This is a genomic window from Streptomonospora wellingtoniae, from assembly GCF_031845375.1.
Lineage (GTDB): Bacteria > Actinomycetota > Actinomycetes > Streptosporangiales > Streptosporangiaceae > Streptomonospora > Streptomonospora wellingtoniae.
Window position 1 is genome coordinate 192,823 of the sequence record NZ_JAVREK010000002.1, and the last position, 23,106, is coordinate 215,928.

General features: G+C 72.7%; 19 protein-coding genes. 7 read left to right on the top strand and 12 right to left on the bottom strand.

What is annotated here, in order from left to right; genetic code table 11:
• The first annotated feature begins 150 nt into the window (after positions 1-150).
• Positions 151-555, top strand: coding sequence for a peptidoglycan-binding domain-containing protein (locus tag RM446_RS02640; protein WP_311543436.1), 405 nt, complete (start codon positions 151-153; stop codon positions 553-555).
• Between the two features lie 94 nt (positions 556-649).
• Positions 650-1,336, top strand: a complete 687-nt coding sequence (npdG, locus tag RM446_RS02645) for an NADPH-dependent F420 reductase (RefSeq protein ID WP_311543437.1) — start codon at positions 650-652, stop codon at positions 1,334-1,336.
• A 63-nt stretch (positions 1,337-1,399) separates the two neighbouring features.
• On the opposite strand, the gene RM446_RS02650 is transcribed toward npdG, so the two are convergent.
• Both RM446_RS02650 and panB read right to left on the bottom strand, forming a co-directional pair.
• Positions 1,400-2,437, bottom strand: coding sequence for an LLM class F420-dependent oxidoreductase (locus RM446_RS02650; RefSeq protein WP_311543438.1), 1,038 nt, complete (start codon positions 2,435-2,437; stop codon positions 1,400-1,402).
• A 120-nt stretch (positions 2,438-2,557) separates the two neighbouring features.
• On the bottom strand, positions 2,558-3,400 hold the full coding sequence (gene panB / locus RM446_RS02655) for a 3-methyl-2-oxobutanoate hydroxymethyltransferase (RefSeq protein ID WP_311543439.1): 843 nt from the start codon (positions 3,398-3,400) through the stop codon (positions 2,558-2,560).
• Between the two features lie 716 nt (positions 3,401-4,116).
• Between panB and RM446_RS02660 the strand changes: the two genes are divergently transcribed.
• Entirely contained in the window at positions 4,117-4,839 is a 723-nt protein-coding gene (locus tag RM446_RS02660; protein WP_311543440.1) for a response regulator transcription factor, read from the top strand.
• A gap of 88 nt (positions 4,840-4,927) precedes the next feature.
• Here RM446_RS02660 and RM446_RS02665 read toward each other — a convergent pair whose 3' ends face one another.
• Entirely contained in the window at positions 4,928-6,289 is a 1,362-nt protein-coding gene (locus RM446_RS02665; protein WP_311543441.1) for a glutamine synthetase family protein, read from the bottom strand.
• Between the two features lie 215 nt (positions 6,290-6,504).
• Here RM446_RS02665 and RM446_RS02670 point away from each other — a divergent pair, with 215 nt between their 5' ends.
• Positions 6,505-8,286 carry an NAD+ synthase gene (locus RM446_RS02670; protein WP_311543442.1) on the top strand — a complete coding sequence of 594 codons (1,782 nt, stop codon included), beginning with the start codon at positions 6,505-6,507 and terminating at the stop codon, positions 8,284-8,286.
• 33 nt (positions 8,287-8,319) lie between these two features.
• Here the strand turns inward: RM446_RS02670 and RM446_RS02675 are convergent, their stop codons facing one another.
• Both RM446_RS02675 and RM446_RS02680 read right to left on the bottom strand, forming a co-directional pair.
• Positions 8,320-11,346: an ATP-binding protein gene (locus tag RM446_RS02675; RefSeq protein WP_311543443.1), complete on the bottom strand. Its 3,027-nt coding sequence runs from the start codon at positions 11,344-11,346 to the stop codon at positions 8,320-8,322.
• A 173-nt stretch (positions 11,347-11,519) separates the two neighbouring features.
• Positions 11,520-11,801 carry a hypothetical protein gene (locus tag RM446_RS02680; protein WP_311543444.1) on the bottom strand — a complete coding sequence of 94 codons (282 nt, stop codon included), beginning with the start codon at positions 11,799-11,801 and terminating at the stop codon, positions 11,520-11,522.
• A 336-nt stretch (positions 11,802-12,137) separates the two neighbouring features.
• On the opposite strand from RM446_RS02680, the gene RM446_RS02685 reads away from it, so the two are divergent.
• A complete protein-coding gene (locus RM446_RS02685; RefSeq protein ID WP_311543445.1) occupies positions 12,138-12,929 on the top strand; it encodes a hypothetical protein in 792 nt (263 codons plus the stop codon).
• 138 nt (positions 12,930-13,067) lie between these two features.
• Here the strand turns inward: RM446_RS02685 and RM446_RS02690 are convergent, their stop codons facing one another.
• Together RM446_RS02690 and RM446_RS02695 are read right to left on the bottom strand one after the other, a co-directional pair.
• The gene (locus tag RM446_RS02690; protein WP_311543446.1) at positions 13,068-13,610 is read right to left on the bottom strand and encodes a TetR/AcrR family transcriptional regulator; all 543 of its coding nucleotides are present in this window, start codon (positions 13,608-13,610) and stop codon (positions 13,068-13,070) included.
• A 29-nt stretch (positions 13,611-13,639) separates the two neighbouring features.
• Complete coding sequence (locus RM446_RS02695) at positions 13,640-13,963, bottom strand: DMT family transporter (RefSeq protein ID WP_311543447.1); 324 nt, start codon at positions 13,961-13,963, stop codon at positions 13,640-13,642.
• A 236-nt stretch (positions 13,964-14,199) separates the two neighbouring features.
• Here RM446_RS02695 and RM446_RS02700 point away from each other — a divergent pair, with 236 nt between their 5' ends.
• Positions 14,200-17,214 carry a bifunctional [glutamine synthetase] adenylyltransferase/[glutamine synthetase]-adenylyl-L-tyrosine phosphorylase gene (locus RM446_RS02700; protein WP_311543610.1) on the top strand — a complete coding sequence of 1,005 codons (3,015 nt, stop codon included), beginning with the start codon at positions 14,200-14,202 and terminating at the stop codon, positions 17,212-17,214.
• Between the two features lie 134 nt (positions 17,215-17,348).
• On the opposite strand, the gene RM446_RS02705 is transcribed toward RM446_RS02700, so the two are convergent.
• The gene (locus RM446_RS02705; protein ID WP_311543448.1) at positions 17,349-17,684 is read right to left on the bottom strand and encodes a hypothetical protein; all 336 of its coding nucleotides are present in this window, start codon (positions 17,682-17,684) and stop codon (positions 17,349-17,351) included.
• Positions 17,685-17,965: 281 nt separating this feature from the next.
• A complete protein-coding gene (glnA, locus tag RM446_RS02710; RefSeq protein WP_311543449.1) occupies positions 17,966-19,390 on the bottom strand; it encodes a type I glutamate--ammonia ligase in 1,425 nt (474 codons plus the stop codon).
• A gap of 291 nt (positions 19,391-19,681) precedes the next feature.
• Here glnA and RM446_RS02715 point away from each other — a divergent pair, with 291 nt between their 5' ends.
• Positions 19,682-20,128 (top strand): RDD family protein, encoded by a 447-nt coding sequence (locus RM446_RS02715; protein WP_311543450.1) that lies wholly within the window; start codon positions 19,682-19,684, stop codon positions 20,126-20,128.
• A gap of 198 nt (positions 20,129-20,326) precedes the next feature.
• Here the strand turns inward: RM446_RS02715 and RM446_RS02720 are convergent, their stop codons facing one another.
• From RM446_RS02720 to lipB, 3 genes are all read right to left on the bottom strand, one after another.
• On the bottom strand, positions 20,327-21,076 hold the full coding sequence (locus RM446_RS02720; RefSeq protein WP_311543451.1) for a DUF4191 domain-containing protein: 750 nt from the start codon (positions 21,074-21,076) through the stop codon (positions 20,327-20,329).
• 302 nt (positions 21,077-21,378) lie between these two features.
• Positions 21,379-22,320: a lipoyl synthase gene (lipA, locus tag RM446_RS02725; RefSeq protein WP_311543452.1), complete on the bottom strand. Its 942-nt coding sequence runs from the start codon at positions 22,318-22,320 to the stop codon at positions 21,379-21,381.
• A 57-nt stretch (positions 22,321-22,377) separates the two neighbouring features.
• Entirely contained in the window at positions 22,378-23,094 is a 717-nt protein-coding gene (lipB, locus tag RM446_RS02730; RefSeq protein WP_311543453.1) for a lipoyl(octanoyl) transferase LipB, read from the bottom strand.
• Positions 23,095-23,106: the final 12 nt, after the last annotated feature.

A 23,106-nucleotide genomic window follows, 5' to 3' on the forward strand; every position in this document is an offset into this window, starting at 1 on the left:
TTTCGTCGGTGCCGGAGCAGCGCAGAGCCGTCCGAAGTCCAACCTGATTCCCAACGTGCGCATGATGCCCGTTCACGCGGGGATGCCGATACTGGAAACGGAAGACCGGAAGGAGCCAGCGGACACCGGACCAGGGGAGGCGAGGCCGAGATGGTCGCGATCACGTGGCGGCACCGGAACCGGCGGCCCGAGAGGGGTGCGGCGCCGAGCGCCTTCTCCGAACCCGGCGCCGGGCACGCGCACCGGCCTTCCGGACTCGGCCGGTTCGGGCCGCGCCGCCTCCTGGCCGCGGTGCTTCCGGCGCTGCAGGCGGTCGTCGACGCCCGCGGCCTTGTCCCCGAGCCCGAACCGGGGCAGGTGCGCGCAATGCTCGTCGAGATCGGCGAGCTGGACGCCGCCGCTCCGCCGCAGGAGCGGCGCCGGGCGCTGGCGGACTTCCAGCGCGCCAACGGGCTGCCCGGGGACGGGGTCGCCGACGGCCGCACGGTCTCCATGCTCTCCCGCGCCTGGAGGGAGCACCGCGAGGCGCGCGGTCGGGGAGACGCGCCGCTCTGACCGGGCGCAGGCCCGGCGGCGCCCGCGCACGGGGTGACCCGCCCGACACCGAGTCCCGCTCGGTCATGCGGCGGGCACCTGGCAGGATCGTGGCATGGCAGAGCAGACAACCCCACACGACCTCCCCGACGTATCCGGCCTTTCCGTCGCCGTGCTCGGCGGGACGGGCGACCAGGGCCGCGGCCTGGCGCTGCGGTTGGCGATGGCCGGGCACCGGGTGGTCATCGGCTCGCGCAGCCGGGAGCGGGCGCAGACCGCCGCCGACGAGCTGGGCGAGGGCCTCCCGGTCGGCGGCGACGAGAACGCCGCGGCGGCCCGCGACTGCGAGGTGGTCATCGTCGCGGTGCCCTGGGACGGGCACCGCGCACTTCTGGAGTCGCTGGCCGGCGACCTGGCGGGCAAGCTGGTCGTCGACTGCGTGAACCCGCTGGGCTTCGACGCCAAGGGCCCCTACGCCCTGGAGGTGCCGGAGGGCAGCGCGGCGCAGCAGGCCGAGACGCTGCTGCCCGGCAGCCGCGTGGTCGCGGCCTTCCACCACGTCTCAGCGGTGGTCCTGCTGGACCCCGGTGTCGAGCAGGTCGACCTGGACGTGCTGGTACTGGGCGACGATCGCGACGCCACCGACACCGTGCGGGCGCTGGCGGCCCGCATCCCCGGCGTCCGCGGGATCTACGGCGGTCGGCTGCGCAACGCCCACCAGGTCGAGGCGCTGACGGCCAACATCATCGCGGTCAACCGCCGCTACAAGGCGCACGCGGGGCTGCGCCTCACCGACGTCTGACGGGACCGGCGGAGGCCGGCGGCGGCGCGCCGCCGGCCCCCCCGCGCGATCGGCGCTCGGCTGCTACAGCATGGAGCGCAGCTTCTCCACCAGCTTGACCGGGTCGTCGCCGACCGGCGTCACGTTGAGGTGCGTGACTCCGGCTGCGCGGAAGGCGGCCACGCGTTCGCGGACGTAGGACTCCGGGCCCACCAGGTTGGTCAGCTCCACGAACTCGTCCGGCACCGCGGCGGCCGCCTCCTCCTTCTTGCCCTCCAGGTACAGGTCCTGGATGCGTTCGGCGGCTTCCTCGTAGCCGTAGCGCCGAGCGACGTCGTTGTAGAAGTTCTTGCCCTTGGCGCCCATGCCTCCGACGTAGAGCGCGATCATCGGGCGCGTGAAGTCCGCGAGCTTGCGGGTCTCCTCGCCCTCGCCGATGGCCAGCAGGCCGCCCGCGGAGATCTGCAGCTCGCCCAGCGCCGGGTCGCGCTCGGCCCGGCCCCGGGCCAGGGCCTCGCCCCACACCGTGTCGGCCTTCTCCGGGATGAACAGGTGCGGCAGCCAGCCGTCCGCGATCTCGGCGGTCATCGCCACGTTCTTCTCGCCCAGGGAGGCCAGGAAGATCGGGACGCTGCTGCGCACCGGGTGGTTGATCATCTTCAGCGGCTTGCCCAGGCCGGTGCCCCGCTCCGGCGGCAGCGGCAGGCTGTAGGTGCGGCCCTCGTGGGTCACGCGCTCCTCGCGTGCCCACACCTTGCGGCAGATCTCGACGACGTCGCGGGTCAGGCCCAGCGGCTTGGAGTAGGGGACGCCGTGCCAGCCCTCGATGACCTGGGGGCCGCTGGCACCCAACCCGAGTACGGCGCGCCCGTCGGAGAGGTAGTCCAGCCCGGCGGCGGTCTGGGCGATGAGCGACGGGGTGCGCGAGTAGATGGGCAGGATCGCCGACCCGATGTTGACGCGCTCGGTGCGTGCGGCGATGTAGCCCATCAGAGTGGGGCTGTCGTAGCCGTAGACCTCGGCCACCCACACGGTGTCCAGTCCGGCCTTCTCCAACTCGACGACCTGGTCCACGGCCGGCTTGGCCTCGCCGGCGTACTGCAGCGGCATGGAGATGCGCATGGTGCCTCCCTTGACTCGCGCGGCGGGGCGCGCACGGATGCCGCAAACTCTACTACTGAGTAACTTGTCGGCGGCGGGAAGCCCGGGTGCCCGCCGGGGGCGGCTCCCGGCGGGCGGCGATCAGTTGTAGGAGTGGTCGGCGTCGGGGAAGGAGCCCTGCACGACCTCGTCGGCGAAGGTGCGCGCTGCCGTGGAGAGGGTCTCGTTCAGGTCGGCGTAGGCCTTGACGAACTTGGCCACGTGCGGGCTGAGCCCCGCCATGTCCTGCCAGACCAGCACCTGGGCGTCGGTGCGGGGACCGGCGCCGATCCCGACGGTGGGGATGCTCAGCTGCTCGGTGACGCGGGCGGCCAGCTCGCTGGGCACGCACTCCAGCACCACGGAGAACGCGCCGGCCCGCTCCAGCTCCTTGGCGTCGGCCAGCAATGCGGCGCCGGCCTCCTCACCGCGGCCCTGGACCCGGTAGCCCCCGAGGGTGTTGACCGACTGGGGTGTGAGCCCGATGTGGCCCATGACCGGGACGCCCGCTCCCACCAGCGCCTCGACGTGCGCGGCGACGCGGTGCCCGCCCTCCAGCTTCACGGCTTGGGCGTGGCCCTCCTTCATGAACCGCGAGGCCGCGTCCAGCGCCTGCTCGGGCGAGCCCTGGTAGGAGCCGAACGGCAGGTCCGCCACGACGAGCGCGCGCCTGGTGGCCCGGGAGACGGCCGCGGTCAGGGGGAGCAGGTCGTCGACGGTGACGGGCAGGGTGGAGTCGTAGCCGTAGACGACCATCGCCGCCGAGTCGCCGACCAGCAGGACGGGGATGCCGGCCTCGTCGAAGACGCGCGCGGTCAGCGCGTCGTAGGCGGTGAGCATCGGCCAGCGCTCTTGGCGCTCCTTGGCCTGCAGGATGTCGCGGACGCTGACCCTGCGGTTGGTGTTTCCGCCGTACAGGGCGGGGGCTGCTGCGGTTGTGCTCATAGTGCTTCCTCCGGTGTCTCGAAGCGCGGCTGCGGCGTCTCCGGACGGTGTCGGACAGGCGCGGCGGCACTGGGCGCCGTCGGCCGATTCATCATCCCATAGCAGGATTCGCGGCCTTCACTGTGGGGCAACCCCGGGCGGCCCCGGGATCATCCCGGCGAGGGCGGCGTCCGTCCAGCCTGTCCGTGCGGGCGGCCGGAGCCGAGGGGAGCGGGCCGGCCGGGGCGGGCGGCGCGGCCCCGGCGGGCGATGCGCACTCCGATCCGTGTCCGAGAGCGGTATGGGGGAGAGGAATGAATTCGGCGGGCCGCCGGAAATCATCGCTGTCCGGAGTGCCCGCTCCGGGCGCCGCAGTGCCGACCGGCCGCCGCCGCAACGTGAAAACGTCTCGATATGAAGCGACTTCCGGGCCCGATGGAGTGCGGTGATCCGGAAATCGCCTACGAATCGGCGGAATTGGGCGGAGGTGCGTACGTGCCCGGATATATTGTCCGAAGGCTCTGTGGAAGCCCGGCAAAGCCGCCGTTTCCGGCATCCCGGCGCGCCCGGGCCGCCACTGTTGAAGTGCGCGGCAATGGCATAAACTGTTCCGAACAACGGTCCTGGGAACCGCGCATCCAGCGCCGCCGAGGGGCGGCGACGCGCTCGCGGGTTTCATGTCCGCGGGTCCGAAAAGAAGATACCCGGCCACCTCGCGCGAGGAAGGAATTTCCGTTGTGAGTGGGCATCCCCCCGCCCCGGAGGCAGCCTACGCTGCCCCGTCCGCGACCCAGGCGCCGCCCGTCAAGGTGCTCGTCGTCGACGATCACGCCTTCTTCCGGCGCGGCCTGGTCTCCGTGCTGGACGACGAGCCCGACATCGACGTGGTGGGCGAGTCCGGCGACGGCGAGCACGCGGTGCGCACGGCCGCCGATCTGGTGCCCGACGTCGTGCTGATGGACGTGTGGATGCCCGGCAGCAGCGGCATCGACGCCTGCACCGGCATAAAGGACATGGTGCCCAGCGCCAAGATCGTGATGCTGACCATGAGCGACGAGGAGGACGACCTCTTCGAGGCGCTCAAGGCGGGCGCCACCGGCTACCTGCTCAAGGAGATCTCCGTCGACGAGCTGCCCGCCGCCGTGCGCGCCGTCGCCAGCGGGCAGTCCTTCATCACGCCGTCGATGGCCACCAAACTCATCGGCGAGTTCACAGCCCTGGCCAAGAAGGACGGCGGCCGCGCCCGCCGCGTGCCCGCCCCGCAGCTGACCGGCCGCGAGACCGAGGTCCTGCGCCGCGTGGCGCGCTGCCTGAACAACAAGGAGATCGCCGAGGAGCTGTTCATCTCCGAGCACACGGTCAAGAACCACGTGCGCAACATCCTGGAGAAGCTGCAGCTGCACTCCCGGACCGAGGCGGCCGTATACGCGGTGCGCGAGAAGTTCCTCGACGGCGACTAGGGCCCCGATCCCCGCCGATCTTGTAGCTATCGTGAAGGAAAACGATTTCCGTTTGCGATGGCTACAAGATCGGCGGTGCTGTGGCGAATCAGAGCGTCGGCAGGTAGCGCTGCAGCTCGTAGGGCGTCACCTGGCGCCGGTAGGACTCCCACTCGGCCTTCTTGTTGCGCAGGAAGAAGTCGAAGACGTGCTCGCCCAGGGTCTCGGCGACCAGCTCGCTGCTCTCCATCGCCCGGATGGCCTCGTCCAGGCTCTGGGGCAGCGGCGCGATCCCCAGCGCACGCCGCTCGGAGTCGGTCAGCGCCCACACGTCGTCCTCGGCGCCGGGAGGCAGCTCGTAGCCCTCCTCGATGCCCTTCAGCCCGGCGGCCAGGATCACGGCGTAGGCGAGGTAGGGGTTGCAGGCGGTGTCGACCGAGCGGAACTCGATCCGGCTGGAGTTGCTCTTGTTGGGCTTGTACATCGGCACCCGCACCAGCGCCGAGCGGTTGTTGTGGCCCCAGCACACGTAGGCGGGAGCCTCGCCGCCGGCGCCCGCCGAGGCGGCGGCGTTGTCCCAGAGCCGCTTGTAGGAGTTCACCCACTGGTTGCACACCGCGGTGATCTCGGCCGAGTGGCGCAGCAGCCCGGCGATGAACCCCCGGCCGACCTTGGACATCTGGTACTCGGCGCCGGCCTCGTAGAACGCGTTGCGCTCGCCTTCGAACAGCGACATGTGGGTGTGCATGCCCGACCCCGGGTACTCGGTGAAGGGCTTGGGCATGAAGGTGGCGTAGACGTCCTGCTCCATCGCCACCTCCTTCATCACCAGCCGGAAGGTCATGATGTTGTCGGCGGTGGTCAGCGCGTCGGCGTAGCGCAGGTCGATCTCCTGCTGGCCGGGGCCGCCCTCGTGGTGGCTGAACTCCACCGAGATGCCCATGGCCTCCAGCATGTTGATCGCGTTGCGCCGGAAGTCGTGAGCGCTGTTGTGCGGCGTGTGGTCGAAGTAGCCGCCGGAGTCGTTGGGCTCGGGCAGCTCGCCGAGCTCGGGCTTCTTCTTCAGCAGGTAGAACTCGATCTCGGGGTGGGTGTAGAAGGTGAACCCGAGGTCGGAGGCCTTGCCCAGCTGGCGCTTGAGCACGTGGCGCGGGTCGGCGTAGCTGGGACTGCCGTCGGGCATGAGGATGTCGCAGTACATCCGCGCCGTGCCGTGCGGCTCGTTGCGCCAGGGCAGCACCTGGAACGTCGAGGGGTCGGGCTGGGCGAGCATGTCGGCCTCGTAGACCCGGGCGAATCCCTCGATGGCCGAGCCGTCGAACCCGATGCCCTCGGTGAAGGCGGCTTCGAGCTCGGCGGGTGCGACGGCGACCGACTTGAGGTAACCGAGCACGTCGGTGAACCACAGTCGCACGAACCGGATATCGCGCTCCTCCAAGGTACGGAGCACGAACTCCTGCTGTCGGTTCACGGTCCACCTTCCTCGTCGTGGTGCGCGCGGCGCTGCACGCAGCGTTCTGCGCGGACTCCTACCGCCAGTGTGCACGCCGCAGGTTTCCGGCGCATTAACGCAGCTCGCGCCCTCCGCTGTGGCCACAGTGTATGCAGCCCCGTCGCAGGCCCTCCGCTGCTGCGCGGCGACCCGGGTGCGGCGCGCCGGGCGCGCCACCCACTAGTCTCGAATGCGTGGCCCAGCTCAGAATCGCGATGGCGCAAGTCAACCCCACCGTAGGCGACCTCGACGGCAACTGCCGGATCGTGCTCGACCACGCCCGGCGCGCCCACGAGGCGGGCGCGCACCTGGCGGTTTTCCCCGAGCTCGTGGTGACCGGCTACCCGGTCGAGGACCTCGCCCTGCGCAACTCGTTCGTGTCGGCCTCGGTCAAGGCAGTGGCCGCGCTCGCCGAGCGCCTGGCCGGCGAGGGACTGGGCGAGCTGCCCGTGGCGGTGGGCTACCTCAGCCGCCGCGCCGGTGTGGGGGAGCGCTACGGCCAGCCCGCCGGCACCCCGCAGAACGCGTTCGCGCTGCTGCACCGCGGCCGGGTCGCGGTCAGCTCGGCCAAGCACCACCTGCCCAACTACGGCGTCTTCGACGAGGCGCGGCACTTCGTCCCCGGTGAGACGCTGCCGGTCGTGCGGCTGCACGGTGTCGACGTCGCCTTCGCGGTCTGCGAGGACCTCTGGCAGGGCGGCGGACCCGTGGCCGCGGCCCGGCGTGCGCGCGCAGGGCTGCTGGTGACCGTCAACGCCTCGCCCTACGAGCGCGACAAGGACAACGTCCGCCTGGAGCTGTGCCAGCGCCGCGCCCGGGAGATCGGCGCCGCGGTGGGCTATGTGAACATGAGCGGCGGCCAGGACGAGCTGATCTTCGACGGCGACTCGCTGATCGTCGACGCCGAGGGCGAGCTGGTCGCCCGCGCGCCCAAGTTCGAGGAGGACCTGTTCGTCACCGACCTGGCGCTGCCCGCGGGCGGCGACACGGTCGGCGGCGTGCCGCCCTCCGAGGAGCCCGGCGAGGCCGTCGACGGCGTGCGGGTGGTGCGCCACCTGGTCTCGGGCGAGCCGGTCGCGCCCTACGCGCCCGCCCCGCGGGTGCTGACCCCGCGCGCCGACCCCGCCTCCGACGTCGGCGAGGTCTACCGCGCCCTGGTGGTGGGCGTGCGCGACTACGCGCGCAAGAACGGCTTCGCCTCAATGGCGGTCGCGCTCTCCGGCGGCATCGACTCCGCGCTGACCACCACGGTCGCCGTCGACGCCCTGGGTGCCGACCGCGTACACGCGCTCCTGCTGCCGAGCAAGTACTCCAGCGAGCACTCGGTCTCCGACGCCGAGGAGCTTGTCAAGCGCCAGGGCATCACCTCGCGCACCGTGGCCATCGCACCGATCGTGGCGGCGTTCGAAGAGGGCCTGACCCTGGAGGGGCTGGCCGCGGAGAACCTGCAGGCGCGGGTGCGCGGCACGCTGCTGATGGGCCTGTCCAACCAGGAGGGCCACCTGGTGCTGGCGACCGGCAACAAGAGCGAGCTGGCCACCGGCTACTCCACCCTCTACGGCGACTCGGTGGGCGGGTTCGCGCCGATCAAAGACTGCTGGAAGACGCTGGTGTGGGGGCTGGCGCGCTGGCGCAACGCCGAGGCCGAGCGGACCGGCGCCCCCCTGCCGATCCCGGAGAACTCCATCAGCAAGCCGCCGAGCGCCGAGCTGCGGCCGGACCAGCTCGACACCGACTCGCTGCCGGACTACGACCTGCTCGACGGGCTGCTGGACGCCTACATCGGCACCGACAAGGGCATGCGGGAGCTGATCACCGAGGGCTACCCGCCCGAACTGGTCGAACGCGTCATCCGGATGGTCGACCGGGCCGAGTACAAGCGCCGCCAGTACCCGCCGGGACCCAAGATCAGCTCCCGCAACTTCGGCCGCGACCGCCGCCTGCCGATCACCAACCGCTGGACGCCCCGGTCCTGAGCGCCCTCCGGGCCGAAAGCGTCCGGCGGGCGGTCAGACCAGCCCCAGCGCGTGCGCGCGGGCTCCCGCGCTGGCCCGGTTGGGCAGCTCCAGCTTGGCCAGGATGTGCGACACGTGCACGCTGGCGGTCTTGGCCGCGATGAACAGCTCCGCGGCGATCTCGGCGTTGGTGTAGCCGCGGGCGAGCAGCCGCAGCACCTCGGCCTCGCGCGGGGTCAGACCTGCGGGCGGCGACGCAGACGGCGCGCCGGCGGCCGGGCCGCCGTCCTCCAGCGCCACCCCGCTGCGCCGCGCCAGCTCGCGCGCCCGGCCCTCCAGCACGGCCGCGCCGTGCTCCGACGCGCTCTTGGCGACCTCGCGCAGCCAGTCGCCCACCGGTGCGGCGCGGTCGGCGACCAGAGCGGACTCGGCCGCAAGCAGCAGCGCGTCGGCGCGGTGCAGGGGCATGCTGACCTCGCTCCAGGCCTCGACGGCCGCCCGCCAGGCCGCGGCGGCGCCGGCGGCGCCCTCCGGCCCCCGGCCGCACGCGGCCGAAGCGAGCCGGGCGCGCACCGTCGCCCGGAAGGCCGCCTGGACCGGTCCGTCGGTCCGCAGCCCCGCGGCGGTCCGCTCGACTCCCGCCCGCACCTCCCCCGCCTCGCCGCAGGCCTCCTCGGGCAGCTCGGCGGCCTGCCGCAGGAACTCGGCGGCGCGGTCGAGAAGGACCCAGCCGTAGCCCGGCGACCGGTCGAATTCGATGTGCTCCAGCGCCTCGGCGGACAGCGCCGAAGCCCGCGCGAAGTCGCCTTCGGCCAGGTACAGGTCGAGCAGTGCGGCGACGCTGAGCTGCACGGTGTGGACGCGGGAGCGCCCGGACGCGCAGTCGGGGTCGAGCCTGTCCGCGCTGCGGCGGGCTCCCTCGACGTCGCCCAGGGCCAGAGCGGCACGCACGTCCACAGTGGTCAGGTAGACCCGGTGGGCCGGCGACGGCGACCAGGCGAGGCTGGCGCGCACCTTGCCCCGGCAGCCCGCGAGGTCGCCCAAGTCGAACCGCGTCTCGGCGATGTTCAACGCGACGAAGGGGCCGCTTGCGCTCATCAGTCCGAGCTCGCGGAGCCGGTCCATGGCCACGCCGAGGTGGGCGAGGGCCTCCTCGTGCATTCCGCGCTCGCGCATGTAGTGGGCGAGGTTGGCCATGCCGCGGACTTCGAGTGAGGGGTCCTGCAGCTTCTTCGCCAGCTCCAGGCCGCGCTCCAGCAGCGCCCTGCCCCCGTCGAAGTCGCCTTCGTTCATGCGGCACGTGCCGAGGGTCAGCAGGGCGTCGGCCTCGGCGCAGGCGTCGCCTCCTTCGCGGGACCGGCGGATCGCCTCGGTGGCGAGCGCGGTCGCGCTCGTCCACGGGGGCGAGGGATCGGGGACGGGGGCGTCCCCGGGGCCGGTCGTCAGCGACGCGTCCTGGTGCAGCATCGCCTCCCGCGCCAGCAGCGAGAGCACGAAGCCGTAGCCGGGCTCGTGGGGCGGGTATTCGGCCATCGCCGCGAACAGGTCGCCCACCCCGTCGCCGTCGGAGATCTGGGTGCGCGCCTGGCCGCGGCGGCGCAGCAGGGTCGCTCGGTCGGTGCGGCTCAGCTCGTCGTCGGCGCCGGCGGGGATCTCGGCGAGGCCCGAGTCGCACAGCGCCCGCGCCCGGAAGAAGTCGCCGCTCTCCAGCGCAGCTGCGGCGGCCCGCGAGACCACCTGCACGTGGCTGTGGCCCTGCACCCGCTCGACGGCGTCGGGCACGCGCTCCCAGTACTCCAGGATGCGCTCCAGCATTCTCAGCTCCTCGGCGAAGGCGAGGGTGTCGGCGGCCCGCACGGCGGCCCACCACGCCGCGCTGAGCGCGCGGGGCAGGTCGTGGCCCGAGTAGTAGTGGTGGGCCTGCTCCGCGGCGAGGCGATGGAAGGGGACGGCGCCCGGGACGGCGTCCAGGGCCTCGGCGAAGCGCAGGTGCAGCCGGGTGTGCTGGCCGGGCAGCAGTTCGTCGTGTACCGCTTCGCGTAGCAGGGTGTGCCGGAACCGGTAGCCGGTCCCGTCGATGCGCAGCACGTTGGCGTCGACCAGAGCGCGCAGGGCGGTGTTGAGCTCGTCCTCGCCGATCCCTGCGACGTGGGCCAGCAGCTCGTGCTCGATGTGGGCGGCGCTGACGGCGCCGATCGAGGCGGTGCGCAGCACGCGGCGGTGCGCCTCGTCGAGGTCGTCCAGGGAGGCCAGCAGCATTTCCCTGGGCCGCTCGGGCAGTCCGGCGCCCACGAACTCGCGCTGTCCGGCCAGCGACTCCACGAACAGCGGGTTGCCGCCGGTGCGGTCGAACAGCGCGGCCGCCTCGTCGGGTGCCAGCTCGCGGCCGCGGATGGCCGCGGCCTGCTCGGCGGCCTGGTCGGGCGTGAGGGGTTCCAGCGTGATGCGGGTGACCGTGGGCAGCCGTTCCAGCTCCAGCAGCAGGCGGCGCAGCGGGTGGCCGCGGTGGAGGTCGTCGCTGCGGAATGTGGCCACGATCTGCACCGCGGCGCCGTCGAGGTTGCGCAGCAGGAACACCAGCAGGTCGCGGGTCGCCGAGTCGGCCCAGTGCAGGTCCTCGATGACTACTGTGAGGCCGTCGGCACCGGCGGCTCCGGTCAGCAGCCGCAGCACCTGTTCGAACAGCAGGCCGCGCGCCTCGCGCCGGTCCTCGGGCGGCGAGCCCAGCTCCGGCAGCAGGCGGCCCAGCTCCCGGACCGCGGGTGAGCCGTTCGAGCCGCCCTGGACGAGTTCGTCGAAGGCCGCCGGGCCGCGGTCGCGCAGGATCTGGCGCAGCACGGCGACGAAGGGGGCGAAGGGCAGGCCGTCGACGCCCAGTTCGAGGCATCCGCCGGTGACCACGCGGCCCGAGACGCGTTGGGAGTGCTCTGCGATCAGCCGGGACTTGCCGACTCCGGCGTCACCGCCCACGAGCACCGTCGCCGCACCGGCGCCGGAGTGCGCGCTGTGCGCGTGGTCGAGGAGGGTGCGGAGTTCGTGCTGGCGCCCGATGAGAACGGGGCTGGTGCCGACAGGCGTCATGCCGTCCAGTATGCCGACAAGTGGGGGGTTGGTGCTATTTCAATTCCGGCGGGCGGCCTCCCGGAGCAGGAACGCTGCAGCCGACCGCCGCGGGCGGTGCCGACCGGGGCCGGGAGGCCGCGTCCAGGGGGCGCCGCCGTCCGGAAGCGGCCGACCGGCCCGCCCGGCGCGCTTCAGCACGGGGTCGGAGCGCGGTCGGCCGCATGCTCCGGAGCGCCGCCGACGCTGACGGCCGGGCGCGGCGCCGCAACGGTGTGGGCGGTGTGGGGCACCGCCGGCGGCTGCTCGGGCAGCGCGTCGGCGATCCCGCCACCGGGCTCCTCGTCCCGGCCGCGCGCCCGCCGGTCCAGCACCCGCGCCGAGCGCAGTGCGCGCCGCAGGGTGCTCTGCCGCGCATCCTCGCGCAGCCGGGCGATGTGGTGGTCGGCGGCCGCCTGCAGGAAGTCTGGGTGCATGGCGATGACCTACTTTCGTGGAACTGTGGTCGGGACCGGACTCTTGGCCCGGTGATGTCCACATTCGCCGTAAGACGGCCGCGGCCGCATCGGGCGAACGCCTTATCTGCGCGCCCCGTAGGCGTCTCACCACCGCGGACTCCGGTCCGCGTGCCTAAGCATCTCCGTTGATCTTGTAGCTATCGTGAAGGAAAACAATTTCCCTTCACGATAGCTACAAGATCGACGGGGTGTCGCTTTCCGTTTCCGATTGGACACGCGTAGTTGTCGTCCGTGTGGCCGCTCGCGACGAAGGGCGGCCCCGACGGCCGACCCGGCGATCGGGGGATGGTGGACGTGACCGATGGGAACGGGAGCTTAGCCCGCCGCTGCGCGGCGGGTGCGATCACCGCGGCCCTGGCGGCCGCCGCGGCGGCCGCCGCCGGAGCGGCCACGGTGCCGCCGGAGGAGGGCGGTGCGGCACCCGCGGCCGGTGCGGTGTGGAGCGGAACCCCGGCCTCGGCGGCCTTCGCCCCGGGGGCCCCGCCTTCGGTGGTCGCCGCACTCGCTCCCGCCGATCCGGCGGAGCGGGGCGCCGGCGAGCGCACCGCGACGGTCGAGGGGACGACCCTGGCCGTCCACATCACCGACGACCGCGACACCATCGCCGCGGGCGAGGAGGTGCTCTACACCCTCACGCTGCGCAACGAGGGCGACGAGGGGCGCCGCGCCATCGTGTCCCAGCGCCTCTCGCCGAGGGCGCGGTTCGTCGATGTGGAGGCCGACGGCACGGCCCGGGGCGGAGTCGCGACCTGGCGCGTGGTCGTCGAGCCCGGAGCCGAGGTCGAGCGCACGGCCCGCGTGCGTCTTGGTGAGCCCGGCGAGCGCCTGTGGCGCGTGGCCACCACCGCCTGCGCCCAGGCCGAGGCGGGCGCGCCGCCGGTGGCCTGCGCCACCGACGCCGACCGCGTCGACGGCTCGGTCCGCGAGGCGGCGTCGGCGGTCTCGGCTCCGCAGCGGGTGCTCACGATCACGAGTGTGCTCACCGCGGTCCTGCTCGTGCTGGCGACAGGCGTCGCGGCCTTCGTCGTGTGGACCCGCCTCCGTCCGGACGGCCGCCGGGACCCGGTGAACGGGGACGACGGCTGAGCCGGTCCGTTCGCGGCGCCGGATCGGCGGCGATGCGGCCGCGCCCGGCCCCCGGCGCGCAGCGCTGCGGCGGTCGGAGCGGTCCCGCGCCCGCCACCGCGGCGGGTGTCCCGAGGCCCCCGGCGCGGAGCACCGCGGTCAGGGCCCGCGGTCCCCGCCCCCGCCCAGGATGTGCACCAGCACGCCGCGTATCTCCGCCGCCTCGACTCCCCGCTCGTCCAGCAGCCCCTGCAGGAACAGGCCGTCGACGGCCGCGACCGCCGCGCGGACGGCCGTGGGGTCGCCGGTGCAGCAGGCCACGGCCTCGGTCAGGGCCGTGAGGTAGCGCCGCACGGCCGGGCGCAGAGCCGGGCGGCGCACCGCCAGCAGGGTCAGTTCGCACTCGGCCAGGGCGCGGCGGCGGTCGGTCCCCGCGCCGTCGGCGACGAGGCCGGCCAGCGCCGCCGGGACGTCGCGGTGCTGCCGGGCCATCGCTTCCAACTGCTCGACGTAGGTGTCGGTCGCCGAGGTGAGCGCGGCCACCAGCAGGTCGTCGAGGGTGGCGAAGTGGTAGACCGCCGAGCTCGCAGGCACGCCGGCCTCCCGCGCGACGGCCCGGTGGGTCACCCCGGCGACCCCGTCGGCCTCCACGACGCGCAGCGTCGCAGCGATCAGCTCGGCGCGCCTGCGCTCGCCGCGCATCCGGCGGCCGTCGGCGCTGGCTTCAGTGGTCAGTGCGCCCCTCCCAGCTCCAGGGCGAGCACGCCCGCGATGACCAGGACGATGCCGCCGCCCTGGATCCAGGTGAGGCCGTCGCCCAGGAAGGCGGCGCCGATCACCGCGACCAGCGACACGCCCAGCGCCGCCCACACTCCGTAGGCGACACCGATGTTCATGCCGCGGACCAGCACCTGGGCCAGCAGCCAGAAGGCGGCCCCGTATCCGGCCAGCGCGACGGCGGTAGGCACCAGGCGCGTGAACCCGTCGGAGAAGCGCAGCGCGATCGTGCCGGTGACCTCGGCGGCGATCGCGGCCAACAGCAGCAGCCACGTCATGACGGCCTTCCTTCCTTCCGTCCCGCCGCAGCGGGGCGGGTGTGCTGAGGGGGTGCGCAGGCGGCGCGGCCGCACCGGCCCGCCGGGCGGGCTTTGGAAGGCCGCGCCGTCGCGAGCGGCCCGCCCCGAGCCCTGGAGAGCGGAAGAAAAGTTGAACGTGTGTTCAACTAGATCAGCCTACCGGCGCATCGCCGCGGGCGGCTACCGTGAGCAGCGTGGCTCGGGAGACTTTCACCATGACGGCCGGTGCGCTGGCGAGGCGCGGTTTCGGCGACGCCGCGCGGGCGGTGCGGCTGCTGGCGGACTGCGGACTCGCCCCCGAGCGGCACGCGGCCGTCGTCGGCGAGCTCGGCGCCGCCCCCGACCCCGACCAGGCGCTCCTGGGCCTGGCCCGCCTGCTGGAGTGCTGCGCCGAGCCGGACGAGCTGCTCGACGCACTGTGCTCCGACCCCGACCTCAGCGCCCGCCTGGTCAAGGTCCTCGGCGCCAGCTCCGCCCTCACCGACCACCTGGTGCGCCATCCCGGCGACTGGCGCGAGCTGCGCGGCGCCGACGCCGCACGCGCTCCCGACCCCGATGCGCTGCGGGCCGGCATGCTGCACATCGTCGGCGCCGACCCCAACGCCGACGCGCCGGCCGCCGCCGAGAAGGTCGACGACCCCGCCGGCCCCGCGCACGCGCTGCGCGTGGCCTACCACCGGCGGGTGCTGCGGCTGGCCGGGCGCGACCTCACCGGCGCCGCCGACCTGGAGACCGTCGGCGCCGAACTGGCCGACCTGGCCGCCGCGGTGCTGGACGCGGCCCTGGCGATCGCGCGCGCCGACGACCCGGAGCAGGCGGCGCTGTGCCGGATGGCGGTCATCGGCATGGGCAAGTGCGGCGGCCGCGAGCTGAACTACGTCAGCGACGTCGACGTCGTCTTCGTCGCCGAACCCGTAGACGGCGTCGAGGACGACCAGGCGGCGATGCGCGCTGCTGCGCGCCTGGCGGCCGAGACGATGCGCATCCCCTCCGAGACCGGGCCCGAAGGCACCCTGTGGCAGGTCGACGCCGCGCTGCGCCCCGAGGGCAAGAACGGGCCCCTGGTGCGCCCCCTGGCCGGGCACGTGTCCTACTACCGGCGCTGGGCCAAGACCTGGGAGTTCCAGGCGCTGCTGAAGGCCCGCCCCATCGCCGGCGACGCCGCGCTCGGCGCCGCCTACGCCGAGGCGATCGAGCCGATGGTCTGGCAGGCCGCCGGCCGCGACAACTTCGTCGACGACGTGCAGTCGATGCGCCGCCGCGTGGTGGCCCACATCCCGCCCGCCGAGTCCGAGCGCGAGATCAAGCTCAGCCGCGGCGGGCTGCGCGACATCGAGTTCTCGGTGCAGCTGCTCCAGCTCGTGCACGGCCGCAGCGACCCGGCGCTGCGGTCGGGCAACACCCTGGCCGCGCTCGACTCGCTGTCCGCGCGCGGGTACGTGGGCCGCGACGACGCCGGCGGCCTCGCCGACGCCTACCGCTTCCTGCGCCGCGTCGAGCACCTGCTCCAGCTCAACCGGCTGCGCCGCACCCACCTGCTGCCCGACCCCGACAGCGCCGACGGCGCCGAGCAGCTGCGCCGGCTCGGCCGGGCCATGGGCTACGGCGCCAACCCCGTCACCGAGTTCATGTCGGCCTGGCGCCGCGTCGCCGCCGAGGTGCGGCGCCTGCACGAGAAGCTCTTCTACCGCCCGCTGCTGCACGCCGTGGCGCGCCTGCCCGAGGGCGAGCAGCGGCTCACCTTGGAGCAGGCCGGCGAGCGGCTCAGCGCGCTGGGCTTCGCCGACCCCTCCGGGGCCCTGCGCCACCTGGAGGCGCTGACGTCGGGGGTGTCGCGGCGGGCGGCGATACAGCGCACGCTGCTGCCGGTGATGCTGGGCTGGTTCTCCGACGCCCCCGATCCCGACGCCGGGCTGCTGGGCTTCCGCAAGGTCAGCGAGGCGCTTGGCGGCACGCCCTGGTACCTGCGGCTGCTGCGCGACGACGTCCGGGTGGCCGAGCGCATGGCCTGGGTGCTGGGGACCAGCCGCTACGTCACCGAGCTGCTGCTGCGCGCGCCCGAGGCGGTTGCCGTCCTGGCCGACGACGCCGACCTGGTGCAGCGGCCCACGCACGCGCTGGAGGCCGAGGCCGACGCCGCCCTGCGCCGCCACGGCACCGCGGAGAACGCCGTGGCCGCGGTTCGGGCGCTGCGCCGCCGCGAGCTGCTGCGCACGGCGCTGGCCGATCTGCTGGGCGTCTCGCCGGTGGCGGCGGTGGGCGACGCGCTCACCGCGATCACCGCGGTGACCATCGAGGCCGCGCTTCGCACGGCCCGCGCGCGGGTGGCCGACCAGCGCGGCGAGGAGCCGCAGACGCGGCTGTGCGTGGTGGGGATGGGCCGCTTCGGCGGCCGCGAGCTGACCTACGCCAGCGACGCCGACGTGGTCTTCGTGCACGAGCCGCTGCCCGGTGCCGACCCGGTGGCCGCCACCGAGACCGCCGACGCGATCGTGCGGGAGTTGCGGCGGCTGCTGGAGATGCCGGCGCACGACCCGCCGCTGCTCCTGGACGCCGACTTGCGCCCCGAGGGCCGCAGCGGCGCGATGGTGCGCACCCTGGACTCCTACGCCGCCTACTACCGGCGCTGGTCCTCGACCTGGGAGAGCCAGGCGCTGCTGCGCGCCGCGCCCGTCGCCGGCGACGCGGAGGTGGGGGAGCGCTTCACAGCGATCATCGACCCGATGCGCTACCCCGAGGGCGGCGTCGAAGATGCGCAGGTACTGGAGATCCGCAAGCTGAAGGCTCGCATGGAGGCCGAGCGGCTGCCCCGCGGAGCCGACCCCGCAATGCACACCAAGCTGGGCCGGGGCGGGCTGTCCGACGTCGAGTGGGTAGCCCAGCTCCTCCAGCTCCGGCACGCCCACGACGTGCCCGGTCTGCGAACCACGGGCACGCTGGAGGCGCTGCGCGTGGCGGTCGAACACGGTCTCCTCGACGCCGAGGACGGGGCCACCCTGGAGGCCGCCTGGTGCCTCGCCGCCCGCGTGCGGGGGGCGATCATGCTGGTGCGCGGAAAGCCGTCGGACTCCATTCCCAAGCCGCTGCGCGACCAGGCGATCCTGGCCGGGGCGCTGGGCTACCGGGACGACGACGAGGAGGAGGGCGCGGTCGGCCGCATGGTGCAGGACTACCGCCAGGCCACGCGCAGGGCGCGCGCGGTGATGGAGCGGGTCTTCTACGACGACTGAAAGACGGCCCCAACCCCCGTTGATCTTGTAGCTATCGTGATGGCAATCGATTTCCAGTGACGATAGCTACAAGATCAACGGTGATTTGCCGTGCGCTTTGGCTGGCCAGCGCCCGGAGGGGGCGAGGGGAGAGGCTAGACGAACACCGCCACGGCCACGTTCACGATGGCGAGCGTGCCCGCGGCGATCGCAAGGCGCTTGTCGGGCTTGCGGACGTTGACGACCGCCACGATCGTCACCGCCAGCGCGACGACGAGCTTGACGCCGATCTTGGCGTGGTTGACCGGGTCGTCGCCCATCTCGGCCAGGCCGGTCAGCAGCAGCCCGGTCACCAGTTGCAGCAGCGAGCTGTGCAGGATGCTCTTGGGGCCCGCGGCGTGTCCGGCGATGAGCTGGAGCATGAATCCCGCGATGATGCCCGCCATCCCCAGCAGGTGCAGGAAGACGAGTACCGAGTTGATGATGTCCATGCCCCGACGCTACTACAGCCTGTAGTGACGAGTCGTCGCTCTCGGGACGCCTCGCCATCACATTTCGGCAGCGCCGTCCGCACCCCGCGCCCTGTGCGGGGCCTGCCGCTTCCGCCGCGTCCGGCTCGGCCGGGGGCACCGCCGGGTCGGGGTCAGGGCCGCCGGAGGCAGCGAAGAGCCGCCGACCGCATACGGCGGTTCGGCGGCCCCTCGCAGCCGGTCTCCCGCGGCCCGCCCGCGCCGCCCGCGGCGGCGATCAGGCAGCGCCGGGCACCATCCGATCAGATGTCGTAGTACAGCTCGAACTCGCGCGGGTGGGGGCGCAGGCGCAGGGAGTCGATCTCCTCGGTGCGCTTGTAGTCGATGTAGGTCTCGATCAGGTCCTCGGTGAAGACACCGCCCTCGACCAGGAACTCGTGGTCGGCCTCAAGGGCGTCCAGAGCGGCGTCGAGCGAGGCGGGCACCTTCTCGATGGCCTCGGCCTCGGCCGGGGGCAGCTCGTAGAGGTCCTTGTCGACCGGCTCCGGCGGCTCGATCTTGTTCTTGATGCCGTCGATGCCGGCCATGAGCATCGCCGCGAAGGCCAGGTAGGGGTTGGCCGAGGGGTCGGGCACCCGGAACTCCAGGCGCTTGGCCTTGGGGTTGGACCCGGTCAGCGGGATGCGGATGCAGGCGGAGCGGTTGCGCTGCGAGTAGACTAGGTTGATCGGCGCTTCGTAGCCCGGCACCAGGCGGTGGTAGGAGTTCACCGTGGGATTGGTGAACGCGAGCAGCGCCGGGGCGTGCTTGAGCAGGCCGCCGATGTAGTGGCGCGCCATGTCCGACAGCTGCGCGTAGCCCGACTCGTCGAAGAACTGCGGGGCGCCGTCCTTCCACAGGCTCATGTGGCAGTGCATACCCGAGCCGTTGTCGCCGAAGACGGGCTTGGGCATGAAGGTGACCGACTTGCCCTTGGAATACGCCGTGTTCTTGACGATGTACTTGTAGAGCTGCACGTTGTCGGCCGTCTTGAGCAGCGTGCCGAACTTGAAGTCGATCTCGGCCTGGCCGGCGGTGCCCACCTCGTGGTGCTGGATCTCGACGTCCATGCCGGCGTCGATGAGGTTGCGCACCATCGTCGAGCGCAGGTCGCTGTAGTGGTCGACGGGCTCGACCGGGAAGTAGCCGCCCTTGTAGCGGGGCCGGTAGCCCAGGTTGGACTCGCCGTTGCGGGTGCCGGTGTTCCAGGCGCCTTCGATCGAGTCGATGTAGTAGAAGCTCGCGTTCTCCTGGGTCTGGAAGCGCACGTCGTCGAAGATGTAGAACTCGGCCTCGGGGCCGACGAAGACGGTGTCGGCGATCCCGGTGCTCTTCAGGAAGGCCTCGGCCTTGCGGGCGACGTTGCGCGGGTCGCGGCTGTAGGACTCGCGGGTGAAGGGGTCGTGCACGAAGAACGTGAGGTTCAGCGTCTTGTGCTCGCGGAACCGGTCCAGGACCGCGGTGGAGAGGTCCGGCAGCAGCAGCATGTCGGACTCGTGGATGGCCTGGAAGCCCCGGATCGACGAACCGTCGAACATCAGGCCCTCGTCGAAGGTTCCCTCGTCGACGTGCTCGATGGGGAGGGTGAAGTGGTGCGCTGCCCCGAACAGGTCGGTGAAGCGGATGTCGAGGAATTTGACGTCCTCGTTCCGGGTGAAGGCCAGAAGTTCTTCGGCGCTGCTGAACAAGAGTTACCTCCGTGCAGGTGAAAGAGGTCGCGCGGGCGGTGCCCCGCGCCATTGCGGTACCGTGCTCCGGCCCTGCGACCTCCCGGCTACGTCAACGACGCTAGGAGCAGGCGATTTCCGGTCCATGTCTCCAATGTTTCCTGCGCGTTACGGAGCTCGGCGTTTACCCTGACCATCGTGCATGAGCGGCGGTAACACCTCGAAACCGGACACGCAGAAGGGGTGCGGACACCGTTTCCGGTGCCCGCGGGATGACCGGAACCGCCTGTGCATACCGATACCGTTGTGTCCATGGCCAACACCGGAGGCGCCGACCAGGCGCAGTTCCACTACCGCGGCAGTCGGCTGGGCATGGCCGAGTTCGGGTCCGGTTCGGTGCCGGGGATCGGCCGGCGGCTGTCGGGCCTCGTCCTGGACTGGCTCCTGTGCGCCCTCGTCGCCTCCGCGGCCACCGGTGGACTGCGCGGCGACCCCCAGGACACCACGTTCGCCTCCGGCGCGGCGCTGCTGCTGTTCGGCGTCTACACCGCCGCGATGCTGTCGGTGTTCGGCACCACGCTGGGCAAGCGGATGGTGGGCACGGAGGTCGTCTCCACCGGCGAGCGCGCGCTGCCGTGGCCCGTCGCCATGGTGGTGCGCACCGTCCTACTGTGCCTGGTCATCCCGGCCGTGGTCTACGACCGGGACCACCGCGGCCTGCACGACCGCGCGGCCGGGACCGTGACCCGGCGGATGTGACGCGGGCGCCCGGGTGGTGCGCAGACGCGGTACCGGGAGCACCGGACGCGGTACGCGCCGCGACGGCCGAGGGACGGGAGGGACCGGGCGGCCACGCCCGTCCGCTGGACCGGTAGCGGGGCCGGGCCCCGGCGCAGTCGGGCACGCAGGCACCGGGCGGCCACCCGAACCCCTCGGGCGTGCGGGCCGGAAGGCGCCTCAGCGGCCGCCGCCGCCGGGAGCCTTGGGTCCCTTGGGCATCCGCACGCCCTTGGGCATGGGCCCCTTGGGCATCTGCATCCCGCCGGGCAGCGCCTTGAGCCGGTAGCGCAGCTCGGCGACCTCGCCCTTGTCCAGATTGCGCGGGAGCCGCACCAGCCGGCGCTGCAGCTGGGCGATCGGTACCTGGGACTCGCCGTGCCCCACCTGCAGGTCGTAGATGGGCGTGTTCGAGGCGACGCGCGCGACCTTCTTCTTCTCCGCGGCGATGAGCCCCTTCAGCCGGGAGGGGTCGCCTTCGCCGACCAGCACCACGCCGGGCCGGCCCACCGCGCGGTGGACGACGTCCATCTGCCGGTTGGCGTTGACCCCGGGCTCGTTGGTCCAGTCGCCGCGCAGGTTGTCCAGCACCGCGGTCGCGGCACCGAGCTGGCCGTCCAGCATCTGGTACTGGAGGCGCTGCGTGGCACGTGTGAAGTAGAAGAAGCCGGCCAGGAAGGCCACACCGAACCCGAGCGGACCCCAGTACAGCCATCCGCCGAAGACGAACCCGCCTGCGACGGCCAGCGCGAGCACCGCCAGGAAGATCCCGACCGCGATGGGGATGGTGCGCGGACTCTGCCGGTGGACCACCCGGACGACCATGCCGAACTGCTTGAGGCGGCCGGGCGGCTTCTGCGCCCCGCTCTGGCCGGAGGCGCCTTGCGCCGGGGTCGCGGTGGCCTTGGTGTCCTTGGGCTTCTTCGCCATTGCATTTCCAGGCAGGGCGCACCGGCGGTGCGCCGGCGGGGGAGCCCCGTCTCCTGCCCGTCCTCCTATCGGTCGAACCCTGCTCGTCGGGCCGCGCCCGGCGCGCATCGGCGCGCCGCAGCTCGTCTGGCCGGTGCCGGACCGCCGCCGGCCGTCCGGGCCGAGGGGCGGCGGACCGTCCCGCGTCCCCATCAGGATATGGGCCGCCGGCGGGCGGACGTGAGACGGCGGCCCCTCGGCCGCCGTCTCAGCTTGGTTACGTTGTCGCCGGTGCCGCCGCCCCTACGGGTCCCCGGCCGGGCTCAGCTGCCCGCGGCGACCCGCTCGCGCTTCTCGGCCGCCTGCTGGTACAGGCGTCCGGCACGGTAGGACGAGCGCACCAGGGGCCCCGACATGGCACCGGCGAAGCCGATCGCCTCGGCCTCCTCCGACAGCTCGACGAACTCCTCGGGCCTGACCCAGCGGTCGATGGGGTGGTGCAGCTTGGACGGCCGCAGGTACTGGGTGATGGTCAGCAGGTCGCACCCGGCCTCGTGCAGGTCGCGCATGGCCTCACTGATCTCGGCCCGGTCCTCGCCCATGCCCAGGATCAGGTTGGACTTGGTGACCAGCCCGTCCGCGCGCGCCTTGCTGATGACCTCCAGCGAGCGCTCGTAGCGGAAGCCCGGGCGGATCCGCTTGAAGATCCGCGGCACCGTCTCGATGTTGTGCGCGAGCACCTCCGGGCGCGAGCCGAAGACCTCGCCCAGCTGATCGTCGTCGGAGTTGAAGTCGGGGATCAGCAGCTCGACGCCCGTGCCCGGGTTGAGCTCGTGGATCTTGCGGACGGTCTCGGCGTAGAGCCAGGCGCCGCCGTCGTCGAGGTCGTCGCGCGCGACGCCCGTGACCGTGGCGTAGCGCAACTCCATCTTGCGGACCGACTCGGCCACCTTGGTGGGCTCCAGGCGGTCCAGAGGGCTGGGCTTGCCCGTGGCGATCTGGCAGAAGTCGCACCGCCGGGTGCACTGGTCGCCGCCGATGAGGAAGGTGGCCTCGCGGTCCTCCCAGCACTCGTAGATGTTGGGGCAGCCCGCCTCTTGGCAGACCGTGTGCAGCCCTTCGCGCTTCACCAGCGAGTGCAGCTCGGAGTACTCCGGCCCCATCTTCGCCTTGATCTTGATCCAGGGCGGCTTCCGCTCGATGGGCGTCTCGCTGTTGCGGGCCTCGATCCGCAGCAGCTTGCGGCCCTCAGGAGTGACGGTCAACGCGGACCCTTCCTTTCCTGCTTCCCTTGTGGGGAGTTCGTGATACGGCGGCCCGGCTCAGGCACCCGCGGGCTCCGGTTCGGCGCCGCGGGCCGGCTCGGGCGCGCTGTCCTGCACGCGGTAGCCGGTGGCGCCCAGCACCGCGGCCAGGTGGCGCTCGACGACGGGGACGGCCTCTGCCACCGTGACGTCGCGACCCAGTTCGGCGGAGAGCGAGGTGACGCCGGCGTCGGTGATCCCGCAGGGCACGATGCGTTCGAACCAGGACGGGTCGTTGTCGCAGTTCAGCGCGAACCCGTGCATGCCGACACCGCGGGCGATCCGGCAGCCGATCGCGGCGATCTTGCGTTCGGCCCGTCCGCGGTCGGGGTCCGCGTCCAGCCAGACACCGGTGCGGCCCTCGACCCGCTTGCCCTCCAGGCCGAAGTCGGCGACGGCGCGGATGAGGGCCTCCTCCAGCATCCGCACGTAGCCGACGACGTCGATCGGCTGCCCCAGCCGCACGATCGGGTAGACCGTGGCCTGGCCGGGGCCGTGCCAGGTGAGCTTGCCGCCGCGGTCGATGTCGACGACGGGGGCGCCGGGATCGGTCAGCGGGCGGTCCCAGCGGCCGGTGCGCTTGCCCGCCGTATAGACCGGCTCGTGTTCCAGAACCAGGACGGTGTCGGGGATGAGGCCGCCGACGCGGTCGGCGTGTACCCGCTTCTGGAGGTCCCAGCCCTCGTGGTAAGGCACCGGGGTCTCGCCGAGGCGGACGAAGACGAGCTCACTCATACATCCCACCAT